This window comes from Rhodococcus sp. IEGM 1330 (genome assembly GCF_033142445.1).
GTDB lineage: Bacteria > Actinomycetota > Actinomycetes > Mycobacteriales > Mycobacteriaceae > Rhodococcoides.
Window position 1 is genome coordinate 101200 of sequence record NZ_JAWLSB010000003.1, and the last position, 20222, is coordinate 121421.

The following is a 20222-nucleotide window of genomic DNA, read 5'->3' on the forward strand; positions in this document are numbered from 1 at the left end:
TTGTTCATTCGTTCACAAGCAGTTACCGTGGTGTGAACAGCGTCCGTGAAATAGACACGAACGCAGGATCAGCGTGAAGACCGGCATCGACGCCGTTCGGACGAGGAGCCCCAGACGTGACCGAAGAGCGCCCGTCGCCCAGCGGCGTAGAGCGGGTCATCCCTCAGGCTACGGTCACCCGTCTGGCGACGTACCTGCGGGTCCTCTCGATCCTCGCAGACGAGGGCGTTCTCATCGTCTCCAGTGAAGAACTGGCCACCGCAGCAGGCGTCGGATCGGCCAAACTGCGCAAGGATCTCTCCTTTCTAGGCCCCAACGGCGTTCGCGGAGTCGGCTACGACGTGGCCCGCCTCCGCGCCAAGATCGACAGCGCACTCGGACTCGATCGCGGCCACCGCGTCGTTCTGGCCGGAGTCGGCAACCTCGGGCAGGCGCTGGCCGGCTACGGCGGATTCGCTCGACGCGGCTTCACGATGGTCGGACTGTTCGACAGCGACCCGGCGCGGGTGGGCACCGACATCGACGGCCTCACCGTCCGGCACGTCGACGAACTCGTCGTCGCATGCCGTGAACTCGAAGCCACCATCGGCGTCATCGCCACCCCCGACGAGGCAGTGCACAGCGTCGCCGAGAAGCTCGTCTCGGGCGGCGTCGAATCCATCCTGAGCTTTTCGCCGATGGTTCTCGACGTCCCCGAACACGTCGAGGTGCGGCGTGTGGACCTGGCGGTGGAGATGCAGGTGCTCTCCTTCAACAGCTCTCGCAACGTCTCGGAACCGACCATCGTCACCGCACCCCGCCCGCAGCCGGTGTCCCCGCCCCCGCTCACGTCGACGGCACGCCTCGGCCGCAGTCACGGTCCGCGCATCGCCGGCAATCCAAGCCCAGTCAACAGTTCGACAAGAAACGGATCGGTGATTGCACCGTGAGTGTCCTTCTCGTCGGGATTTCGCACCGTAGCGCTCCCGTCGCAGTCCTCGAGCGTGTCGCCATCACGGAGACCGATCGCCCGAAACTGACCGACAAGTTGATGGCCAGCGGAAGCATCTCCGAGGTCATGGTGGTGTCCACGTGCAATCGCGTCGAGATCTACGCCGTCGTCGACGCCTTCCACGGCGCGTTGACCGCGGTCGGCGAGGTTCTCGGTGAACACTCCGGGCTCGAGGTCGCGGACCTGACCAAGCACGCGTACGTCCGCTACAGCGAGGCCGCCGTCGAGCATCTCTTCGCCGTGGCCAGTGGCCTCGACTCGATGGTCATCGGCGAGCAGCAGATTCTCGGCCAGATCCGTTCGGCCTACGCCGCCTCGGACGGTCAGCAGGCATCGGGCCGAGTGATGCACGAACTGGCTCAGCAGGCCCTGCGCGTGGGCAAGCGCGTGCACAGCGAAACCGGAATCGACGCCGCCGGAGCCTCGGTGGTCTCGGTCGCCCTCGACCGCGCCGCCGACCTGTTCGACGGTTCCCTCGCCGGCCGCAAGGCCGTCGTCCTCGGTGCCGGAGCGATGGGCGGCCTCGCCGTCGCCCACCTCGGCCGCGCAGGCATCGGCGAGCTGACCGTCGTCAACCGCACTCGCGAGCGTGCCGACCACCTGGCCGAGAACGCCGTCTCCAACGGGATCGCAGCAACCTCGGTCGCCCTCGAGAACCTGGCCGACGCAGTCGCCGAGGCCGACATCCTCCTCACCTGTACCGGAGCGGTGGGGGCCGTGGTCTCCATCGCCGACGCCCACCTCGCGCTCGCCCGGCGCGGCTCCGATCGACCGTTGGTGATCTGCGACCTCGGTCTGCCGCGCGACGTCGACGCCGCTGTGTCGGGTCTGCCGGGCATCACTGTCTTCGACATGGAGTCCCTGCAGCGCGATCCTGCTGCCGGTGCCGCGGCGAACGACGCGTCCGCGGCTCGCGAGATCGTCTCCAGTGAACTCTCGGGTTACCTTGCCGGACAACGACTTGCCGAGGTCACCCCCACTGTCACGGCATTGCGCCAGCGTGCTGCCGAGGTGGTCGAGGGTGAGCTGCTGCGTCTCGAATCGCGGCTGCCCGGGCTCGACTCGCCGCAGCGCGACGAGGTGGCACGCACCGTGCGCCGCGTCGTGGACAAGCTGCTGCATTCGCCCACCGTGCGCGTCAAGCAGCTCGCCAGCACCCCGGGCGGGGATTCCTATGCCGCCGCGCTGCGCGAGTTGTTCGAGCTGAGCCCCGGCTCGGTCGACGCTGTTGCCACGCCGATGGAGATCGGCTCGCTGGAACTGGTGGACGATTTCACCGCCAGCCGCACCGATCTGCGCCCGGACACTCACCCCGGCGGAACCGCCGGTCAGGAGCGTGCCGAATGACCGGCATCGTCAAGATCGGTACTCGCGGAAGCCTTCTCGCGACCACCCAGGCCGACACAGTTCGGGTGGCCCTCGCGGCAGCCGGAGTCGAAGCGGAACTGGTGATCGTCAAGACTGCGGGCGACCTGTCAGCTGCTCCTGTGCAGACGATCGGCGTCGGTGTCTTCACCGCGGCGCTGCGTGAGGCGCTGGCCGACGGCACCGTCGACATCGCCGTGCACTCGTACAAGGATCTGCCGACGGCGGCCGACGATCGGTTCACCATCGCCGCCATCCCGGCTCGCGAGGACCCGCGCGATGCCCTGGTCGCCCGTGACGGACTGGTACTCGGTGAGTTGCCTGCCGACGCGAGGGTCGGCACGTCCGCGCCCCGCCGTATCGCTCAATTGCGCGCTCTCGGACAGGGATTGGACGTTCAGCCGTTGCGCGGCAACCTCGACACGCGGATCGGAAAGGTGGCGTCGGGTGAGCTCGACGCCGTCATCGTCGCCCGCGCCGGACTGTCCCGTATCGGTCGACTCGACGTCGTGACCGAAGCACTCGACCCGGTTCAGATGCTCCCGGCACCCGCTCAGGGTGCGCTGGCAGTCGAATGTCGCGTCGAAGACACCGATCTCGTGACCGCCATCGCCACCCTCGACGACGCACACTCTCGCGCCGCGGTGGCAGCCGAACGCGGACTGCTCGCCGAACTCGAAGCCGGCTGCACCGCTCCGGTCGGCGCGATCGCCGAGGTCGTCGAATCCATCGACGAGGACGGCCGAATCTTCGACGAACTGTCCTTGCGGGGCTGCGTCGCCGCCATCGACGGCAGCGACACCATCCGCGCGTCGATCGTCGGATCCCCCGACCGAGCCGAGGAGCTGGGCCGGGAATTGGCCCGCGAACTGCTCGATCTCGGTGCGCGCGAACTCGTTTCAGTCACCGAACCAGCACAGGCCGGTTCTCAGGTACAGGGTGGATCTCATGTCTAGGGCCATAACGGCACCCGTCCGCGGACGCGCCAAACGCAAGGCGACCCGTCCGGTGGTGCGAAGAGAGTCGATCGCCACCGCTCGACTGATTCCGAAACGGGGCACCGCAACCCCGATAGAACTGCAGTACCCACACAAGACAGCACTGGAGAACAACCGATGAGCCCAGTCCGCAAGAACACCAACGGACGGATCCTGTTCGTGGGATCCGGGCCGGGTGACCCGGCTCTGCTCACGGTCCGGGCACGGGAAGTGCTCGGAGCGGCCGAGCTCGCATTCACCGATCCCGACGTCGACAAGGGCGTCACCGCCCTGGTCGGTGCCGACGTTCCGCGTGACCCGGAGACGGGCGAGAACGGTGTCGAGGTTCGTCCGGCACTCGGCGAACCGGCCGAGGTCGCCAAAACCCTTCTCGCCGAGGCCAAGAACGGCCACGACGTGGTTCGCCTGGTCTCCGGTGATCCGCTCACGACCGACTCGGTGATCGCCGAGGTCAGCGCCGTCGCTCGCACTCACGTGCCGTTCGAGGTGCTCCCCGGCCTGCCCGCAGGATCGGCCGTCCCCAGCTACGCCGGAATGGCACTCGGCTCGGGTCACACCGAGGCCGACGTCCGGGGCGAGGTCGACTGGGCAGCACTCGCTGCTGCTCCGGGCCCGCTGGTACTGCACGCAACTTCGGGTCACCTGGCCGAAACCGCCAGTGCCCTCGTCGAACACGGCCTGGCACCGCAGACGCCCGCGGCCATCACCGTCCGCGGCACCACCCGTCAGCAGCGCACCGTCGAGGCCACCCTCGCCACACTCAACGACGCCGGATCCGAGCTCGTCGGATCGCTCGTCGTCACCGTCGGCAAGGTCGTCTCGGGCCGAAACAAGATGTCCTGGTGGGAATCTCGCGCACTGTACGGCTGGACCGTGCTGGTGCCCCGCACCAAGGATCAGGCAGGGGAGATGAGCGATCGACTCGTCACCCACGGAGCCATCCCCATCGAGGTCCCGACCATCGCCGTCGAGCCCCCACGCAGCCCGGCCCAGATGGAACGCTCCGTCAAGGGCCTGGTCGACGGCCGCTACCAGTGGGTCGTCTTCACCTCCACCAACGCCGTTCGCGCCGTGTGGGAGAAGTTCGAGGAGTTCGGTCTGGACGCTCGTGCGTTCTCCGGCGTCAAGATCGCCTGTGTCGGCGAGGCAACCGCGGCGAAGGTGCGTTCCTTCGGCATCAACCCCGAACTCGTGCCCTCGGGTGAGCAGAGCTCGCTCGGACTGCTCGAGGACTTCCCGCCGTACGACGAGGTCTTCGACCCGGTCAACCGAGTTCTTCTGCCTCGCGCCGACATCGCCACCGAAACTCTCGCCGAAGGCCTGCGCGAGCGGGGCTGGGAGATCGACGACGTCACCGCGTACCGCACCGTCCGGGCGGCACCGCCCCCCGCCGAGACCCGCGAGATGATCAAGACCGGCGGCTTCGACGCAGTGTGCTTCACGTCGAGTTCCACCGTCCGGAACCTGGTCGGCATCGCTGGAAAGCCGCACGCTCGCACACTGGTGGCGTGCATCGGCCCCAAGACCGCCGAGACGGCCGTCGAATTCGGTCTGCGCGTGGACGTGCAGCCCGAGTCGGCACAGGTCGGACCGTTGGTCGAGGCGCTCGCCGAGCACGCGGCTCGCCTGCGGGCCGAGGGTGCACTGCCCCCGCCGCGAAAGAAGTCGCGCCGCCGGTAACCCGGTCGCGGATCTCACGATCGGCACACCCGGTCCGTAAGGAGTTCGCTTGTTCCCCACCGACCGTCCCCGACGCCTGCGCCGTACCCCGGCACTGCGTCGACTCGTGGCCGAGACCTCGCTCGAGGCACGGCATCTGGTGCTGCCGATGTTCGTGGCCGACGGCATCACCGAGCCTCGGGCGATCAGCTCGATGCCGGGGGTGTACCAACACACGCTGGATTCGCTGAGCGCTGCGGCCGCCGACGCCGTCGCGGCAGGCGTGGGCGGCGTCATGCTGTTCGGGGTACCGAAGCCCGAGGACAAGGACGAGACCGGCTCGGGTGCAACCGACCCGGACGGAATTCTCAATCGGGGTCTGGCGCGGCTGAAGGCCGACCTCGGGGATTCGACGGTCATCATGGCCGATACCTGCCTGGACGAGTTCACCTCCCACGGGCACTGCGGAGTCCTGGGGGAGAACGGTTCCATCGACAACGACGCCACCCTGCTGCGGTACGTGGACATGGCTGTCGCGCAGGCGGAAGCCGGCGCGCACCTGCTCGGACCGAGCGGAATGATGGACGGACAGGTCGGTGCCATCCGCGCGGGACTCGATGCTGCCGGCCACGTCGAGGTCGGTCAGCTGGCCTATTCGGCGAAGTACGCCTCGGCCTTCTACGGCCCGTTCCGCGAAGCAGTGGGGTCCTCGTTGCAGGGCGATCGCCGGACGTATCAACAGGACGCCGCGAACCGCCGCGAGGCCACCCACGAGGTGGAGCTCGATCTCGCCGAGGGTGCCGACATGGTGATGGTCAAGCCGGCGATGTCGTATCTCGATATTCTTCGCGACGTCGCCGAGATGTCACCGGTTCCGGTTGCGGCCTATCAGATCTCCGGGGAATATGCCATGATCACCGCCGCCGCTCAGAACGGGTGGATCGACCGCGACGCAGCGGTACTGGAATCGCTCGTCGGCATTCGGCGCGCCGGTGCCGATGTCGTACTGACCTATTGGGCTACCGAAGTGGCGGGCTGGTTGTGAACGAATTTCCTCCGAACAACAACCCGGACGGCAACAACCCCGACAGCAACACGCCGGGTAACCCACCGCCGCAGCCGGACTGGCAGCGCTGGGAGATGGAGCACGGGTTCCCACAGACAGGACCGGAGCTCGAGCCGACCCCGCGTCCGGCCCCCGTCGACGTCGAGACCGCACGCCACCTGTGGTGGGGAGTGGCGCTGATCGGGGCGCTCTCGGCGCTGTTCTCGGTGTGGACGCTGTTCGGGGCGCGCGAGGAATTCGCGCAGTCCTTGCTCGACGACCTCGCAGCGCAGGACGCGGCCGCCGACATGACGGTGGAGTCCACGCAGTCGATGGTGACGGTGATGCTCGTCGTCACGGTGTTCGTCGTACTCGGTTTCGGGGCGTTGTTCCTGTTCTGGGTCAAGCGAATGCGTGCGGGCAAGATGTGGGCGCGCATGCTGCTCACCATCATCGGATCGTTCACCGTGTTCACCACGATCCTCGAACTGTTCTCCATTGCGTCGAGCGCGGGCGCGATGAACATCGTGATGAGTGTGCTCGGCATCGGCCAGGGAGTGCTGGCCGCCGGGGCGATCTACCTGATGCACCGTCGGGAATCCAACGAATACTTCGTCGCTTCGGGAAAACGATAGATTCGGGCGTGTTCGCGGCTCCGGTACCCGCTGTGTGACTAGCATCACTCTCGATATCTTCTCGAGTGATCGGAACCGACATGGCAGACAACACCACTGCAGCAGCGAGCATCACGCAGCCGACCGCGGTACCGGCCGTCGATCGCGAGCCTTGTCCCGCTGAGAGCGGCCGCCCCGGCTGGGCCCTGCTCGGGCTGCTGCTCGCCGTCTCGGCCGCCATCGCGATCATGGCGCTGGGAATTTCTGCGGGCTGAGCGCGTCGCGTCTGTGCGGAATCTCTGCCGGCCGAACGCATGGCTCGCCCACGGTGGCAGGATGTCTGGCGTGAGCGCAGACATCGACGCACCGATCGCCCGGCCCCGAGTGGTTTCCGCTGCCTACTGGCTGTGGTTGGCCTCGGCGGTGCTGCTGATCGTCGTGTGCATGATCGCCCTGACGCTCCCTGCCGATCAGATCCGTTCATCGTTCACCACCGGCGGTGCGACGGACGAACAGATCGATTCCTTCCTGACGGTCTTTCGTGGACTCGGTGTGATCTTCGGAGTGGTCGGGCTGGCCGTCGGGCTGATGTCGGGCCCTGTTCGCGGCGGCGACCGCAGGTTCCGACGCGCCCTGGTGGCCCTGTCCGGAGCCGTCGCGCTGCTGCTCACGTTCGCCGCGCTGGTGTTTCCGTTCGTGCTGCTGGTGATCACCGTCGCGTTGGTGGTCGCAGCCGTTCTGGTCTACCGGCCGTCGGCGCGGGAGTGGTTCATCCGTGAACAGTGAGACCCCCACCGACGAGCCCGTGCTCTTCCACGAGCCCGGGGGGCGGTGGCGCATGCTGGCCTGGGGGCCGGTGTTCTGCCTCGTGGTACTCGCGGTCGAACTCGCATCAGGACCGGTGATCCACTGGTTCGCCCTCGCGCTGTTCTCGCTGATCCTCGTCGGTCTCACGTACGTCCAGCTCCGCGCCGCGCGGATGCACGTCAGCGTCGAACTCACCACCCGTCGGCTGCGTCAGGGAACAGAGACCGTCGACCTGGTCGAGATCGACGACATATTGCCGCCGGCCGAGTACGCCGACGGTGACTACGAGCCGAAGAGATGGGAGACCGCGCGGGTACTCGGGGAGCTGTCGGGTGTGCCGCGCAAGCGTCACGGCATCGGGCTGCGTCTGGTGGGCGGCGGACTGGTGCAGGCGTGGGCGAAGGACGACGACGGGTTACGTGCGGCTCTCGAAACGGCGAAGCGGGAGTACCTGTGAGGAAGTCTCTCGGGTGGGCGGAGCTGGTGCTGGCTCTGCTCGCGGTGATCGGAGCGGTGGCGTGCTGGAACGCAGGCGTGCGCATCACCGAGTTTCCCGCGGTTCCCGATGTGTCCCCGGCGTATTCGGGAACGTTCTACTCGGGGTCGTGGATCGCGCTGGCCGCCCTGGCCGTCATCGTGGCCGGACTGCTGATGGTCGACGGCGTCCGTCGAGTCCTGTCGAGAGGTGCACCCCCTACCGGGTAGGGGTATGGTGGGCGCTATGAGCAGCTACAGCGCAGAGCAGGACGATCTGCTGAAGCGATTGCGTCGTATCGAGGGCCAAGTGGCCGGGATATCGAGAATGGTCGCGGACGACCGCTATTGCATCGACGTCCTCACCCAGGTGTCCGCGGCGACCAAGGCTCTGCAATCGGTCTCGTTGAAACTCCTCGACGCCCACCTCGCAGGATGCGTCGTCGAGGCCGCGAGGCAGGGCGGACCCGAGGCGGATGCGAAAGTGAAAGAGGCGTCCGAGGCCATCGCGCGCCTGGTTCGTTCCTGACGAGAGAATCCCAGTGCGCTCCTGACGGAAGAAGGAAAATCCAGATGCAGACGACATATTCGGTCGAGGGCATGACGTGCGCGCATTGCGCAGCGTCGGTGAGAGAAGAAGTATCGGAGATATCGGGAGTCACCGGCGTCGACGTCGATATCGACGCCGGTTCCGTTGTGGTCAGCAGTGATTCGGAACTCGATACCGCAGCGGTGGATGCCGCGATCGTCGAGGCCGGGTACCGAATCGCGTCCTGACCAGGCGGCGGAGACGGGCGGGGTTCGGATCCGGGGAAAACGGTGATACCGGATGAATCGGACTATTCGTTGCCGTCGTCAGGAGTTGCTCGTGAAGCTGGTGTCCACAGTCGGAATCGTCGCGGTGAGCGCCTGCGTGTTGGCGGCCTGTTCGTCGGGTGAGACACAGCCGCAGGTAGATGCGCCGCAGGTCGGTGCGTCGGAATCCGCGTCCTTGCCGAGCCCGGATGCACCCGGTACCACCGAGCCCGGGCCGCTGCCGTCTCTGTCGGTCACCACCGTCCTCGACGGTCTCGACAAACCCTGGGATGTGGTGGTGGCACCGGACGGCACGGTGCTCACCGGTGAACGGTCGGGTCGCTTCGTCATCCGCGATGCCGCAGGAGTCCAGCGTGAACTGAACGCGGACCTCGGCGATCTCTACGCCGCCGGTGAGACCGGGCTCATGGGTATCGCACTGGCGATGGATTTCGAGTCCTCTCGAACCGTGTTCACCTGCCAGGGGCGCCAAGGTAGCGACGAGAACAGCATTGCCGTCGTGTCGTGGACCGTCGATCCGGGGTGGACGGCCCTGACGAGAACCGGCACTGTCGTCGACGACATTCCGGTCGCCGACGGCGGGCGGCACGGTGGCTGCCGCATCTTGGCCCACCCCGACGGCACGCTGTACATCGGCACCGGCGACAACGCGAACCCGACCTTTCCCCAGGATCGGAACTCACTGGGCGGCAAAGTGTTACACGTCAACGCCGATGGCACCGCCGCAGCTGACGCACCGGATCGCATCTTCACTCTCGGTCATCGCAATGTGCAGGGACTGGCGATCCGTCCCGGAACCGATCAGATCTTCGAGGTCGAGCAGGGGACGAGCCGAGACGACGAGCTGAACCTGTTGGTGCCGGGCGGCAACTACGGCTATCGCCCCGATCGACGGTCGTCGGTGTACGACGAATCGGTCCCGATGACCGACCCCGATCGGGTTCCCGGTGCCCTGCCTGCAGTGTGGAGTTCGGGTGATCCGACCATCGCCACCCCCGACGTCACGTTCGCCGACGGTGAGCAGTGGGGCTCCTGGAACGGTGCCGCGGTGATCTCGAGTCAGCAGGGCGAGAAGCTCGTCTTCCTGGCATTGTCGGAGGACGGAACCGAGTACGTCGCCGAGGCGGAGGCACTGGTCGGCACCTACGGCAGGCTGCGTTCGCTCACCCCCTTCGGAAGCGACGGCGGGTTCCTGCTCACCACCGACAACGGATCCGACGATCAGGTGCTGCTCGTCACGCCCGAGGTCGGCTGAACCGAGGTTGCCGTCATTACGTGTGACCGGTGGTTCGATCGGTGCGTGACCCGGGATCGCTGTGGACTCTGTGTGCTGCCGGGCCACGAATTGCGTCGTGAGTCGGCCAGCACCCCCTCGAGTGTGATTAAGATCATGTGATATCGGTCATATCGGACTGGTCGTGGATCGTCGTCAGGAGTGTGGATGAACAAGCTGGTGTCCAGTTCCGGAGTAATCGCCGCCAGCGTCTTCCTGACGATCGCTGGTACGACGACCGCGACGGCACAGCCCGATCCGTTACCTGATCTGACGGTCACCACGGTGCTCGACGGACTCGCGAAGCCATGGGATGCGGTGGTTGCGCCGGACGGGACGGTGCTGACCGGAGAGCGCTCCGGGCGGTTCGTGATCCGCGATGTCGGCGGGGCCACCCGCGAGCTCGACGCGGACCTCGACGATCTCTACGCGTCCGGCGAGACGGGTCTCATGGGCATTGCGCTCGCGACGGATTTCGCCGCATCCAGAACGATCTACACATGCCAGGGCGTGCAGGGCTCAGGAGGCGGAACCGGTAGCGCCGGAACCGGAAGTGCAGGCGGCGGCAGCGACAACCACATCGCCGTCGTATCGTGGACCGTCGACCCGGGGTGGACGGCTCTGACGCGCACCGGCACCCTCGTCGACGACATTCCCGTCGCCGACGGCGGGCGGCACGGCGGCTGCCGAATTCTGGCTCATCCCGACGGCACCCTGTACGTCGGGACCGGGGACACTGCGACGCCGACGGTTCCGCAGGATCGGAACTCGTTGGGCGGCAAGGTTCTGCACATCAATGCCGACGGTTCGGCGGCCGCGGGTTCACCGGATCGAATCTTCACTCTGGGACATCGGAACGTGCAGGGCTTGGCGATTCGGCCCGGTACCGGTCAGATCTACGAGGTGGAGCAGGGAACAACCCGAGACGACGAGCTGAATCTATTGGTGCCCGGCGGCAACTACGGTTACCGCCCCGATCGACTTCCGCTGATCTACGACGAGTCGGTACCGATGACCGATCCGACCCGCGTGCCCGGTGCACTCGCCGCCGTGTGGAGCTCGGGTAGCCCCACCATCGCCACGCCCGGTCTGACCTTCGCGAACGGCGCGGGATGGGGTTCCTGGAACGGGGCCGCGGTGATGTCGAGTCAGCAGGGCGAGAAGCTCGTGTTTCTCAAGCTCTCCGAGGACGGGACGGAGTACGTCGACGAGGCCGATGCCCTGGTGGGTACGTACGGTCGACTGCGCTCGCTCACCAGCTTCGGCGACGACGGCGCATTCCTCCTGACCACCGACAACGGATCCGACGACAAGGTTCTGCTCGTCACCCCCGCTGCCGACTGATGTGCGGCGCCGAGGTAATCGAGACGGTTCACCGCAAAATTGGCCGTAGGGCGCTGTTCGGATCGTTGGGGGCCGCTGCGTTGACCGTTGCGACGGCCGGAGCGGTTCGTGCCGAACCCGTTGTGGCGTCGGCGATTCCAGCGGGCCGACTGGTCGACCTGACCCACACCCTGAGCCCGACGTTCCCGGTGTGGCCGGGCAGCGAACCGTTCACGATGCGGCCGGTGGCCGCCTACGAATTGGGCGGCTTCCTGGGCAACAAGCTCTCGTACTGGGAGCACACGGGCACGCACATCGATGCCCCGGCGCACCGCATTCGCGGCGGCGCGACGGCCGACATCCTGCCGCTGGAAGATCTGATCGCCCCGCTGGTCGTGGTGGACATCTCGGCCCGGGCCGCGTCGGATCCGGACGCCGTGGTGACGACCGAGGACATCGACCGGTGGGAGCGCGAGCACGGCCGAATACCCGACCGTGCGTTGGTGGTGATGCACAGTGGCTGGCAGACCCGGCTAACCGAGCGCGCCACACCCGGTTTCGGCGGCGACGCGGCACAGATGCTGGTGCGCGAGCGCAACATCGTCGGAATCGGAGTCGACACGCTCAGTCTCGACCGAATGAACGACCGCGAATACCCCGCGCACACAGCGGTTCTCGGAGCAGGTCGATACGGAGTCGAAGCGCTCGCGAATCTGGATGCGGTGCCCCCGGCAGGGGCGACGGTCGTCGTCGGCGCGCCGAAGCACGCGGGCGCGACCGGCGGTCCCTGCCGGGTCTTCGCAATAGTTCCCGGCTGAACCCGGCTACGCGTCAGTGCGCGTGACTGGGGTTCGCGGCCGGTTCTTCCTCGGTTCCGGCCCCGGGCTCACCGAGCATCGCGGCACCGACCAGCGCGTCGGGTACTCCGAAGCCGTCGACGAGCAGTTCGGCGTGCGGACGCAGCGTGCGGCACCGCTCGTTGATGGCACGGGTGACGGCCTTGGATCGCTCGGTGGACAGGTAGCGGTGCTCGATGAACCAGGCCTTGTCCTTCTCGATCACCGACAGCGCGTACAGGTCGCAGACCTCGTCCAGTAGATCCTTGGTGGTGGGGTCCTCGCAGGATTCGATGCCGGCGATGAATGCCTCGAAGATGATGCGGTCGATGTGCGCGCTCGCGGCATGCAGAACGTGATCCTGCACCGCATTGAACGCCTCGAACGGGCTGGTCTCCTTGGACTTGGACTGCAGCCGCCGTGCGACGGTGGAGAGCAGGTACTCCTCACGATCCTCGAACATCTTGACCTGGGTGCCGCGGTTGAACAGCGAGCCCTCCTCCTCGTTGTCCTGGCGCCGATCGAGGATGGTCTGCATGATCGCCTGGGCTGCAGTGCGTTTGACGACGCGGTCGCCCACCATGTCGGCGGCGAACTTGACCCATTCGACCGGGCTCATGGATTTGACGTCGTCGGCGTACGCGGTGAGCAGCTCCTTGGCGACCAACTGCGTCAGCACATGGTTGTCGCCCTCGAACGTCGTGAACACGTCGGTGTCGGCCTTGAGCGAGATCAACCGGTTCTCGGCGAGATACCCTGCGCCGCCGCACGCTTCGCGTGCTTCCTGGATCGCGGCGGTCGCATGCCAGGTGTTCGCGGCCTTGAGACCTGCCGCCCTGGACTCGAGCTCGCGCTGCTCCTCGGCGTCGGGGTTGTCCGCAGTCTGCAGCTCGTGCATCTTCGACACGAGTTCGTTCTGTGCGAACTGCAGGGCGTAGGACTTTGCGATGAGCGGGAACAGTCGACGCTGATGCACCAGGTAGTCCATGATCAGGACCTCCTGATCGGAATCCGGCGCGGCGAACTGCCTGCGCTGCAACGCGTATCGCGTCGCGATGTCGAGGGCGACGCGGGCCGCCGCAGCGGCACTGCCGCCGACCGTGACACGTCCGCGGATCAGCGTGCCGAGCATCGTGAAGAACCGTCGAGACTTGTTCTCGATGGGGGAGGAGTACGTGCCGTCGTCGGAGACGTCGGCGTACTTGTTGAGCAGGTTGTCTCGCGGGATGCGGACGTGATCGAACATGAGGCGGCCGTTGTCGACTCCGGGGAGACCGCCCTTGTACTGACAGTCCGAGGTGGTGACGCCGGGCAGATCGTCGCCGTTCTCGTCGCGGAGCGGGACGAAGAAGCAGTGCACGCCATGGCTTTCGGGCTCCTCGCCCGGGCCTGCAGTGATGAGCTGGGCGAACACAGCGGCGACGGTCGCGGTTTCGGCGGCACCGCCGATGTAGTCCTTGCGCGAGGACGGCGTCGGGGAGTTGATGACGAACTCGTCCGTCTTCGGGTCGTACGTGGCGGTGGTCTCGAGCGACTGCACGTCGCTGCCGTGTCCGGTCTCGGTCATGGCGAAGCAGCCGAGCAGATCGAGGCTGATGATCTTGGGGACGTAGGCCTCGTGGTGGCGTTCGGTGCCGAGATTCTCGATGGCACCGCCGAACAGCCCCCACTGGACGCCGGCCTTGACCATCAGCGAGAGATCGCTCATCGCGAGCATCTCGATCGTCGTCACCGCTGCGCCGACGTCGCCGGTGCCGCCGTGTTCCTTCCTGAAGCCGTTGTCGGCTGCACCGGCAGCGGCGAGCAACTTGAGTTGCTCCATCGCCTTGGTGCGGGCGATGACGGTGTTCGGCGTGTAGTGCGGACGGAACTCGTCGCGTGCAAGTTGCTGACGCGCCTGGTTCTTCACATCTCGCCAGCGGCCGTCCAGAGTGTTCCGAAGGTGATCCGTTGTGGTTGCCATACTCGACGGTAACCTTTTGCGGCCGCCTGTGAAGGCCGGAAAGTCAGACCGGCCAGACGAATTCTCGGAACACTGCCCGGCAGGTCCGCCAGAAGCCCGATTTCGCGTACGGACCGTCGTGGAACAGAGACGCGCAGTTGTCCTCCAGAGCCCTGTTCACCAGGGGACTGAAGTCGGTGAACTCACCGACCAGGAACTCCTTGAAGCCCGCCGGCCACGCGTACTGGGCTGGTTCGTGTTGTGCCTCCACGACCGCGAGTGTAATGCAGCAGTAACACCGATGTTACAAATCCCACTCACTTCATCAGCGCGAACGCCTGCTGGGCAACGAGAAACGCGTAGCTGGACGGGATCAGATCGATCGCGCCGTCGGCCCGGAACTGCTCGGTCACGATCCAGTCCTGTCCGGCGGCATCGGTGGCCAGGAATGCGCCCGCCAGATCGCCGGGCGCGTTGCCGCCCTTGAACCCCGAATACGGCCACAGCGCCGCGTCGAGCTGCACACCCGGGGTGATCGCCAGAATGCGACGGTTCTCCTCGGCCGAATCACTCGTCGCCAGGTAACCCATCGCGGCACAGACGTCCTGCGCGTTGGCGAACCACTCGACCCCGTCGGCCGACGCCGGGTTGTCGAGGAAGTTCTCGAAGTCGATCTCGAGCGGCCTCGCGTCCGCCTGCTCGAGCAGCTCGGCCCGGGTGTCGGGATCGGCCTGGGACCACTCGGCGCGCATGTTGGGATTCCCGAACCCGATGACGAAGAACTGCCGTGTGTCCATCATCGGTGTCATCACCGACGGATCGTGATGCCCCATGATCGATAGTTGGCGTTCGACCCGCTCGCGGCCGAGGTGATCCATCAACAGATCCGTTGCGGTGTTGTCGGACAACGAGATCATCTTCTCGGCTGCATCGCGGACCGACACCGTCGTGCCGTCGGGCAGATTCTGCAGCTCGCCGGACGGCGCGCTCTTGGTCGCATCACGAACGGTGAGCTGCTCGTCCCATCGGACGGTGCCTGCCTCGATTTCGTCGGTGAGCGCGCCGAGGACGTACAGCTTGAACACCGACCCGAGGGGAAGCACCGAGTCCGCGTTGGTGGAGTAGATCGATTCGCAGTCACCGCCGTTGAGCCGTGACGCGCTGTAGGAGTAGTTCGGAGCCACCTTCGACAGTGCCGCGTCGAGATCGTCGAACGACGAGATGATGGGAGTGTCCGGCCGGGCCAGGAAGCCGTCGAGCTTCCCGTCGGCACCGATCGACGTCGAGATCGTGGCCGGGATGCCTGCGGTGGTGAAGCGCAGGACGCCGGAATCGGGACCGGCCTCGAACCCCGTAGCCACGTTCGGTGCGCCGCCGCGCAACTGTTCGAGTGGTCCGGCGAGCCCACCCAACGGAGCGACGGCCTCGGCCAGCTCGGCGCCGGTGACGGCCGCGACCTCGGCGGGGTCGGGCGCCTCCTCGGCGTTGATCCACCGCAGGATGCGGTCGTTGAGTGCGCCGACGGGAGTGGAGGCGTCGACGACGAAGTCCGGAGCGGTCGTGGTGGGCACGGGCGCTGCGGACGTGCCCCCGCAGGCGGCAAGCGTCAGGGTTGCGGCCACGACCACCCCCACGAGTCTCGTCACGGTCCGCGTCGTCATGCTGCGATGCTAGTGGATTCGGACATTTCGCCACCCGTCCAGTGTCGGGACGGCCAGCTGAGTGCTGTGGCAGTGTGCTCTGGCGTGCTGACTTCCGAAGACGTCCGTCGAATCGACTCCGATCATCTCTGGCACCCCTACAGCCGGTTTCCGGCGGGTGCGACGCCGCTGGTGGTCGACAGTGCGTCGGGAGTGCGGCTGACGTTGGCCGACGGCAGGCAACTCATCGACGGGATGAGCTCGTGGTGGGCGGCGGTGCACGGCTACCGCCATCCGGTGCTCGACGCCGCCGCGCACGATCAGCTGGACCGGATGAGTCACGTGATGTTCGGCGGACTGACACACGCTCCGGCGGCCAGGTTGGCCGAGTTGCTGGTCGACATCACCCCCTCGGGGCTCGACAAGGTGTTCCTCGCCGATTCCGGATCGGTCTCGGTGGAGGTCGCGGTGAAGATGGCGTTGCAGTACTGGCGCGCGCGCGGCGAGAACGGTCGCACTCGGCTGTTGACCTGGCGCGGCGGATACCACGGAGACACGTTCGCTCCGATGAGCGTGTGCGATCCGGACGGCGGGATGCACACGCTGTGGACCGATGTGCTGGCGAAGCAGGTGTTCGCTCCGGCTCCGCCCGCGGAGTTCGACGCCGGCTACGTCGCCGAATTCGAGCGGGTACTGAGCGAACACGCAAGCGAACTGGCGGCGATCATCGTCGAGCCGATCGTCCAGGGTGCGGGCGGGATGCGGTTCCACGACGCGCGCTATCTGCAGGAACTACGCCGCGTGGCCGACGAGTACGGAGTGCTGCTGATCTTCGACGAGATCGCAACCGGATTCGGTCGGACCGGGGAGTTGTTCGCTGCCGACCACGCAGGTGTCGCGCCCGACATCATGTGCATCGGCAAGGCGTTGACCGGCGGATATCTGACCTTGGCGGCGACGCTGTGCACCACCGAGGTGGCCGAAACGGTCTCGGGCGGCGAGGCTGGAGGCCTGATGCACGGGCCGACGTTCATGGGTAATCCACTGGCGTGCGCGATCGCGGTGGCCTCGGTCGAACTGTTGCTCTCGCGCGACTGGCGCGCCGAGGTCGCAGGTCTGGCATCGGGGTTGGCCGACGGCCTCGCGCCGGCCCGGTCTCTGCCGGGAGTCGCCGATGTTCGCGTTCTCGGCGGCATCGGCGTGGTCGAGATGCACAGCCCGGTGGACATGGCTCGGGCCACGGCAGCGGCCGTCGAAGCGGGAGTGTGGCTGCGGCCGTTCGGCCGTCTGGTGTACGCGATGCCGCCGTTCATCTGCACCGATGCGGAGGTGGCTGCCATCGCCGAAGCCCTGGTGGCGGTGGCGCAGCACCATACTTGAACGGCGTTCAAGTATGGTGCTGCAATGACCGCTCTGGATTGGCTCGACGCCACCGCGCACGCCCGACGCCAGGCCGGTCTCGAGCGCATCGTGATCCCCCGCACGGCCGAGGACGCGATCCTCGATCTGGCGTCGAACGACTACCTCGGCCTGTCCAGGCATCCGGCCGTCATCGACGGAGCCTGCGCTGCTGCGCGCCGATGGGGTGGCGGATCCACGGGATCGCGGCTGGTCACCGGTACCACGACGGCGCACGAGCACCTCGAGGGCGACCTCGCGGAGTTCGTCGGGGCCGAGGCCGGACTGGTGTTCTCCACCGGCTACACCGCCAATCTCGGGATCGTGACGGCACTGGCGGGCCGAGACGCGCTGGTGATCTCCGACGCCGCGTCGCACGCCTCGCTCATCGATGCCTGCCGCCTGTCGCGGGCACGGGTGGCCGTCGCTCGGCACTGCGATACCGAGCACGTCGACGAGCTGTTGCGTGAGCGTCCCGAACAGCGGGCCCTCGTGGTGACCGACTCGGTGTTCAGCGCCGACGGCGATCTCGCGCCACTGGCCGACCTGTACGCGGTGTGTCGGAGACGGAACGCGGTGCTCGTCGTCGACGAAGCGCACGGATTGGGCGTACGTGGGGACGGCGGCCGGGGAGCCGTCCACGAAGCAGGCCTCGCCGGAGCGCCCGACCTGGTGATCACCGCAACGCTGTCCAAGGCCCTCGGATCGCAGGGTGGAGTGGTGCTCGGGCCGGCAGCGGTTCGCACGCAGGTGCTGCACGGTGCGCGCACGTTCGTGTTCGACACCGGCCTCGCTCCTGCTTCCGTCGGCGCGGCATCGGCCGCGCTGACCGTCCTGCGCGGCGAACCCGACCGGGTGCATTCGATCGGCGTGCGAGCAACGCAACTGGCCGCCGCAGCGGGCGTCGAACCGACGAAATCGGCGGTGGTTCCGGTGGTCCTGGGCGACGCGCAGCGTGCGGTGCGCGCGGCGGAGGACTGCCTCGAGCTCGGCGTCCGCGTCGGATGCTTCCGGCCACCGTCGGTTCCGGCCGACGGGTCTCGACTCCGACTGACCGCGCGCGCCGATCTCACCGACTCCGATGTCGACCGTGCCGCGTCGGTCCTCGCGGAGGTTCTGTGGTGACGGTTCTACTTGTGACCGGAACGTCGACCGGCGTCGGCAAGACCGTGATCACCGCAGCACTCGCGGCGGCAGCACAGGCAGGTGGACGGACCGTCGCGGTGTGCAAGCCGGCGCAGACCGGCGTCGGAGGCGACTGTCCGGACGAAGCCGATATCGATGTGGTGCAACGCCTTTCGGGTGTACGGGGAGTGGAGTTGGCACGGTACCCCGAGCCGCTTGCGCCCGATGTCGCAGCCCGCCGATCGGGTCGGCCGATGCTCGAACTCGACGCCGTCGTCGACGCTGTGCGCGCGCTCGACGCGGCCCACGACCTCGTGCTGGTCGAAGGCGCGGGCGGAGTCGCGGTGCGTCTGGGCGCAGAAGGCTTCACCGTGCTCGACATCGCCGAGGCCGTGTCTGCACCGATCGTGATCGTGGCCGGTGCCGAGCTGGGCACGCTCAATCACAGTGCGCTTACAGTCGCAGCTGTGCGTGCAGCGGTCGTGGCGTGTTCCGGCCTGGTCATCGGGTCGTGGCCGACCGAGCCGAGTCTGGCGGCGCGGGTCAACCTGGAGGAGCTACCGCTCGTGACGGGCGTCGAGCTGATCGCATCTGTGCCCGACGGTGCAGGCGCATTGGACGAGAAGGAATTCGGTGCGCTCGCTCGCACGATGTTCGGCGAGTTTACTGATTCGTTACTCGGGTAACCGACGAGGAACGTCTGCCGCTTCGGCATTCGGAACAGATCGGGAGTTCCAATTATGAGTACCACAGTGTGGATCATCGTTGCAGTAGTCGTCGTAGTGCTGGTCGTTGCCGTCGCCCTGGTCGTGGCGCGCAAAGGCAAGGAACGAAAGAGGCTGGAAGCGAACGATATTCGCGAGAAGGCAGCCGGCCAAGCGGCCATCGTCGAGGAACGTGAGCTGCTGGCTCGCGAAAGTGAGGCCAAGGCGCGTCGGGCGCAGGCCGAGGCCGACGTCAAAGCCGCAGAGGCGGAGAAACTTGCGCAGCAGGCGCAGTCTCATCAGGGTGTCGCCGCGTCGTCCCGCGACGAGGTCGACTCGGAATTCGAACGCGCGAATCGGATCGACCCGGACGTGAAGAACGGCCGGAATATGACAAACGACCGCAACGTGCGAGACGACCGGAACGTCGCAGACGACCGTAACGTCGCAGGCGACCGCAATGCGACAGGCGATCGGAACGTCGTGGACCGCAATGCAACAGATGACCGGGACATCGCCGGCGACCGCAATGTGCCGGACGACCGCAACATCGCAGCCCACCGGGACTTCGTGGGCGATCCGGACGTGCCCCCGACGGCACCCCGGCACGAGCGGAACTAGTCGGTCGAATTGTGGGGTAGCTCGAGCTCGACTACCTCGTGCTCGCCGAGGTTCGGCCGCTCGTTGGTGATCTTGGCCTTGGCGTAGGCCATGAGATTCGAGACCTTCGATCCGGGGGTCGACCAGTACTCCGCACCTTCGGCGGCCACGTGTATCAGCGCCACCTCCCGGGAATCGGGGTTCTTCTCGAACCACGTGGCCGCCCGTGTGTTCCACAGTTCCTCGGCCTTTGTTCGGTTCTCGACGACGGCCGCGGTGCCGGACAGGGACACCCAGCCTTCACCGGACTGAAACGAGACGTTGACCGTCGGATTCGCCGCGATATCGGCCACCTTGCGGGAGTCGTGTGCAGCGAAGAACCACAGGTCGCCGTCGAACTCGGCTTCCTGCAGCGCCATCGGACGCGAGATGAGGTGGCCGTCTCGGCCGACGGTGGTGAACATGCAGAGTCCGGCTTCGGACATCAATTCAGCGACCTTGGTGACGCCGTCCGCGGAGCTGTCGGTGTTCGTTCTATCGGTGTTCGTCATCGAAACCAACTACCCGGTGTGCAGCTCACTCAACCGTTGAGGTGACAAAACGGACACGGGT

General features: G+C 66.7%; 24 protein-coding genes. 20 read left to right on the top strand and 4 right to left on the bottom strand.

Features of this window, described 5'->3' with window-relative positions:
* Nucleotides 1–116 precede the first annotated feature (116 nt).
* The 16 genes from R4P57_RS08565 (at nucleotide 117) to R4P57_RS08640 (ending at nucleotide 12183) form a co-directional block, all read left to right on the top strand.
* On the top strand, nucleotides 117–929 hold the full coding sequence (locus R4P57_RS08565) for a redox-sensing transcriptional repressor Rex (protein ID WP_317802431.1): 813 nt from the start codon (nucleotides 117–119) through the stop codon (nucleotides 927–929).
* The gene (locus R4P57_RS08570; RefSeq protein ID WP_317802432.1) at nucleotides 926–2338 is read left to right on the top strand and encodes a glutamyl-tRNA reductase; all 1413 of its coding nucleotides are present in this window, start codon (nucleotides 926–928) and stop codon (nucleotides 2336–2338) included. The genes R4P57_RS08565 and R4P57_RS08570 overlap by 4 nt, the downstream gene beginning before the upstream one ends.
* Nucleotides 2335–3312: a hydroxymethylbilane synthase gene (hemC, locus tag R4P57_RS08575; protein ID WP_317802433.1), complete on the top strand. Its 978-nt coding sequence runs from the start codon at nucleotides 2335–2337 to the stop codon at nucleotides 3310–3312. The genes R4P57_RS08570 and hemC overlap by 4 nt, the downstream gene beginning before the upstream one ends.
* The gene (locus tag R4P57_RS08580) at nucleotides 3305–3475 is read left to right on the top strand and encodes a hypothetical protein (protein ID WP_156516050.1); all 171 of its coding nucleotides are present in this window, start codon (nucleotides 3305–3307) and stop codon (nucleotides 3473–3475) included. The genes hemC and R4P57_RS08580 overlap by 8 nt, the downstream gene beginning before the upstream one ends.
* Nucleotides 3472–5034, top strand: a complete 1563-nt coding sequence (locus tag R4P57_RS08585; protein WP_037186964.1) for a uroporphyrinogen-III synthase — start codon at nucleotides 3472–3474, stop codon at nucleotides 5032–5034. The genes R4P57_RS08580 and R4P57_RS08585 overlap by 4 nt, the downstream gene beginning before the upstream one ends.
* 49 nt (nucleotides 5035–5083) lie before the next feature.
* A complete protein-coding gene (hemB, locus tag R4P57_RS08590) occupies nucleotides 5084–6058 on the top strand; it encodes a porphobilinogen synthase (protein WP_317802435.1) in 975 nt (324 codons plus the stop codon).
* Nucleotides 6055–6693 carry a hypothetical protein gene (locus R4P57_RS08595; protein WP_317802436.1) on the top strand — a complete coding sequence of 213 codons (639 nt, stop codon included), beginning with the start codon at nucleotides 6055–6057 and terminating at the stop codon, nucleotides 6691–6693. The genes hemB and R4P57_RS08595 overlap by 4 nt, the downstream gene beginning before the upstream one ends.
* Nucleotides 6694–6773: 80 nt before the next feature.
* Complete coding sequence (locus R4P57_RS08600; RefSeq protein ID WP_317802437.1) at nucleotides 6774–6947, top strand: hypothetical protein; 174 nt, start codon at nucleotides 6774–6776, stop codon at nucleotides 6945–6947.
* A gap of 70 nt (nucleotides 6948–7017) precedes the next feature.
* Complete coding sequence (locus R4P57_RS08605) at nucleotides 7018–7458, top strand: hypothetical protein (RefSeq protein ID WP_317802438.1); 441 nt, start codon at nucleotides 7018–7020, stop codon at nucleotides 7456–7458.
* Between the two features lie 52 nt (nucleotides 7459–7510).
* A complete protein-coding gene (locus tag R4P57_RS08610; protein WP_317802786.1) occupies nucleotides 7511–7936 on the top strand; it encodes a hypothetical protein in 426 nt (141 codons plus the stop codon).
* Nucleotides 7933–8184, top strand: a complete 252-nt coding sequence (locus R4P57_RS08615; protein ID WP_317802439.1) for a hypothetical protein — start codon at nucleotides 7933–7935, stop codon at nucleotides 8182–8184. The genes R4P57_RS08610 and R4P57_RS08615 overlap by 4 nt, the downstream gene beginning before the upstream one ends.
* A gap of 16 nt (nucleotides 8185–8200) precedes the next feature.
* The gene (locus R4P57_RS08620; RefSeq protein ID WP_037188667.1) at nucleotides 8201–8482 is read left to right on the top strand and encodes a metal-sensitive transcriptional regulator; all 282 of its coding nucleotides are present in this window, start codon (nucleotides 8201–8203) and stop codon (nucleotides 8480–8482) included.
* Between the two features lie 44 nt (nucleotides 8483–8526).
* On the top strand, nucleotides 8527–8730 hold the full coding sequence (locus tag R4P57_RS08625; RefSeq protein ID WP_317802440.1) for a heavy-metal-associated domain-containing protein: 204 nt from the start codon (nucleotides 8527–8529) through the stop codon (nucleotides 8728–8730).
* A 52-nt stretch (nucleotides 8731–8782) separates the two neighbouring features.
* Nucleotides 8783–10024, top strand: coding sequence for a PQQ-dependent sugar dehydrogenase (locus tag R4P57_RS08630; protein ID WP_411742331.1), 1242 nt, complete (start codon nucleotides 8783–8785; stop codon nucleotides 10022–10024).
* Nucleotides 10025–10210: 186 nt separating this feature from the next.
* Complete coding sequence (locus tag R4P57_RS08635; protein WP_317802441.1) at nucleotides 10211–11386, top strand: PQQ-dependent sugar dehydrogenase; 1176 nt, start codon at nucleotides 10211–10213, stop codon at nucleotides 11384–11386.
* Nucleotides 11386–12183: a cyclase family protein gene (locus tag R4P57_RS08640; protein ID WP_317802442.1), complete on the top strand. Its 798-nt coding sequence runs from the start codon at nucleotides 11386–11388 to the stop codon at nucleotides 12181–12183. The genes R4P57_RS08635 and R4P57_RS08640 overlap by 1 nt, the downstream gene beginning before the upstream one ends.
* A 13-nt stretch (nucleotides 12184–12196) precedes the next feature.
* Here R4P57_RS08640 and R4P57_RS08645 read toward each other — a convergent pair whose 3' ends face one another.
* The 3 genes from R4P57_RS08645 to R4P57_RS08655 are packed head-to-tail and all read right to left on the bottom strand — an operon-like array spanning nucleotide 12197 to nucleotide 15804.
* The gene (locus R4P57_RS08645; protein ID WP_317802443.1) at nucleotides 12197–14164 is read right to left on the bottom strand and encodes an acyl-CoA dehydrogenase; all 1968 of its coding nucleotides are present in this window, start codon (nucleotides 14162–14164) and stop codon (nucleotides 12197–12199) included.
* 43 nt (nucleotides 14165–14207) lie between these two features.
* Nucleotides 14208–14414, bottom strand: coding sequence for an inositol 2-dehydrogenase (locus tag R4P57_RS08650; protein ID WP_317802444.1), 207 nt, complete (start codon nucleotides 14412–14414; stop codon nucleotides 14208–14210).
* Between the two features lie 46 nt (nucleotides 14415–14460).
* Nucleotides 14461–15804: a serine hydrolase gene (locus R4P57_RS08655; RefSeq protein ID WP_317802445.1), complete on the bottom strand. Its 1344-nt coding sequence runs from the start codon at nucleotides 15802–15804 to the stop codon at nucleotides 14461–14463.
* An 84-nt stretch (nucleotides 15805–15888) separates the two neighbouring features.
* Here R4P57_RS08655 and R4P57_RS08660 point away from each other — a divergent pair, with 84 nt between their 5' ends.
* The 4 genes from R4P57_RS08660 to R4P57_RS08675 are packed head-to-tail and all read left to right on the top strand — an operon-like array spanning nucleotide 15889 to nucleotide 19631.
* A complete protein-coding gene (locus R4P57_RS08660; RefSeq protein WP_411742332.1) occupies nucleotides 15889–17163 on the top strand; it encodes an adenosylmethionine--8-amino-7-oxononanoate transaminase in 1275 nt (424 codons plus the stop codon).
* Between the two features lie 24 nt (nucleotides 17164–17187).
* Entirely contained in the window at nucleotides 17188–18306 is a 1119-nt protein-coding gene (locus R4P57_RS08665) for an 8-amino-7-oxononanoate synthase (protein WP_317802446.1), read from the top strand.
* Nucleotides 18303–18992, top strand: coding sequence for a dethiobiotin synthase (gene bioD / locus R4P57_RS08670; RefSeq protein WP_317802447.1), 690 nt, complete (start codon nucleotides 18303–18305; stop codon nucleotides 18990–18992). The genes R4P57_RS08665 and bioD overlap by 4 nt, the downstream gene beginning before the upstream one ends.
* A gap of 54 nt (nucleotides 18993–19046) precedes the next feature.
* Nucleotides 19047–19631 carry a hypothetical protein gene (locus R4P57_RS08675; protein ID WP_317802448.1) on the top strand — a complete coding sequence of 195 codons (585 nt, stop codon included), beginning with the start codon at nucleotides 19047–19049 and terminating at the stop codon, nucleotides 19629–19631.
* Here R4P57_RS08675 and R4P57_RS08680 read toward each other — a convergent pair.
* Nucleotides 19628–20161, bottom strand: coding sequence for a pyridoxamine 5'-phosphate oxidase family protein (locus R4P57_RS08680; RefSeq protein WP_317802449.1), 534 nt, complete (start codon nucleotides 20159–20161; stop codon nucleotides 19628–19630). The two genes, R4P57_RS08675 and R4P57_RS08680, sit on opposite strands and share 4 nt — an antisense overlap.
* Nucleotides 20162–20222 lie beyond the last annotated feature (61 nt).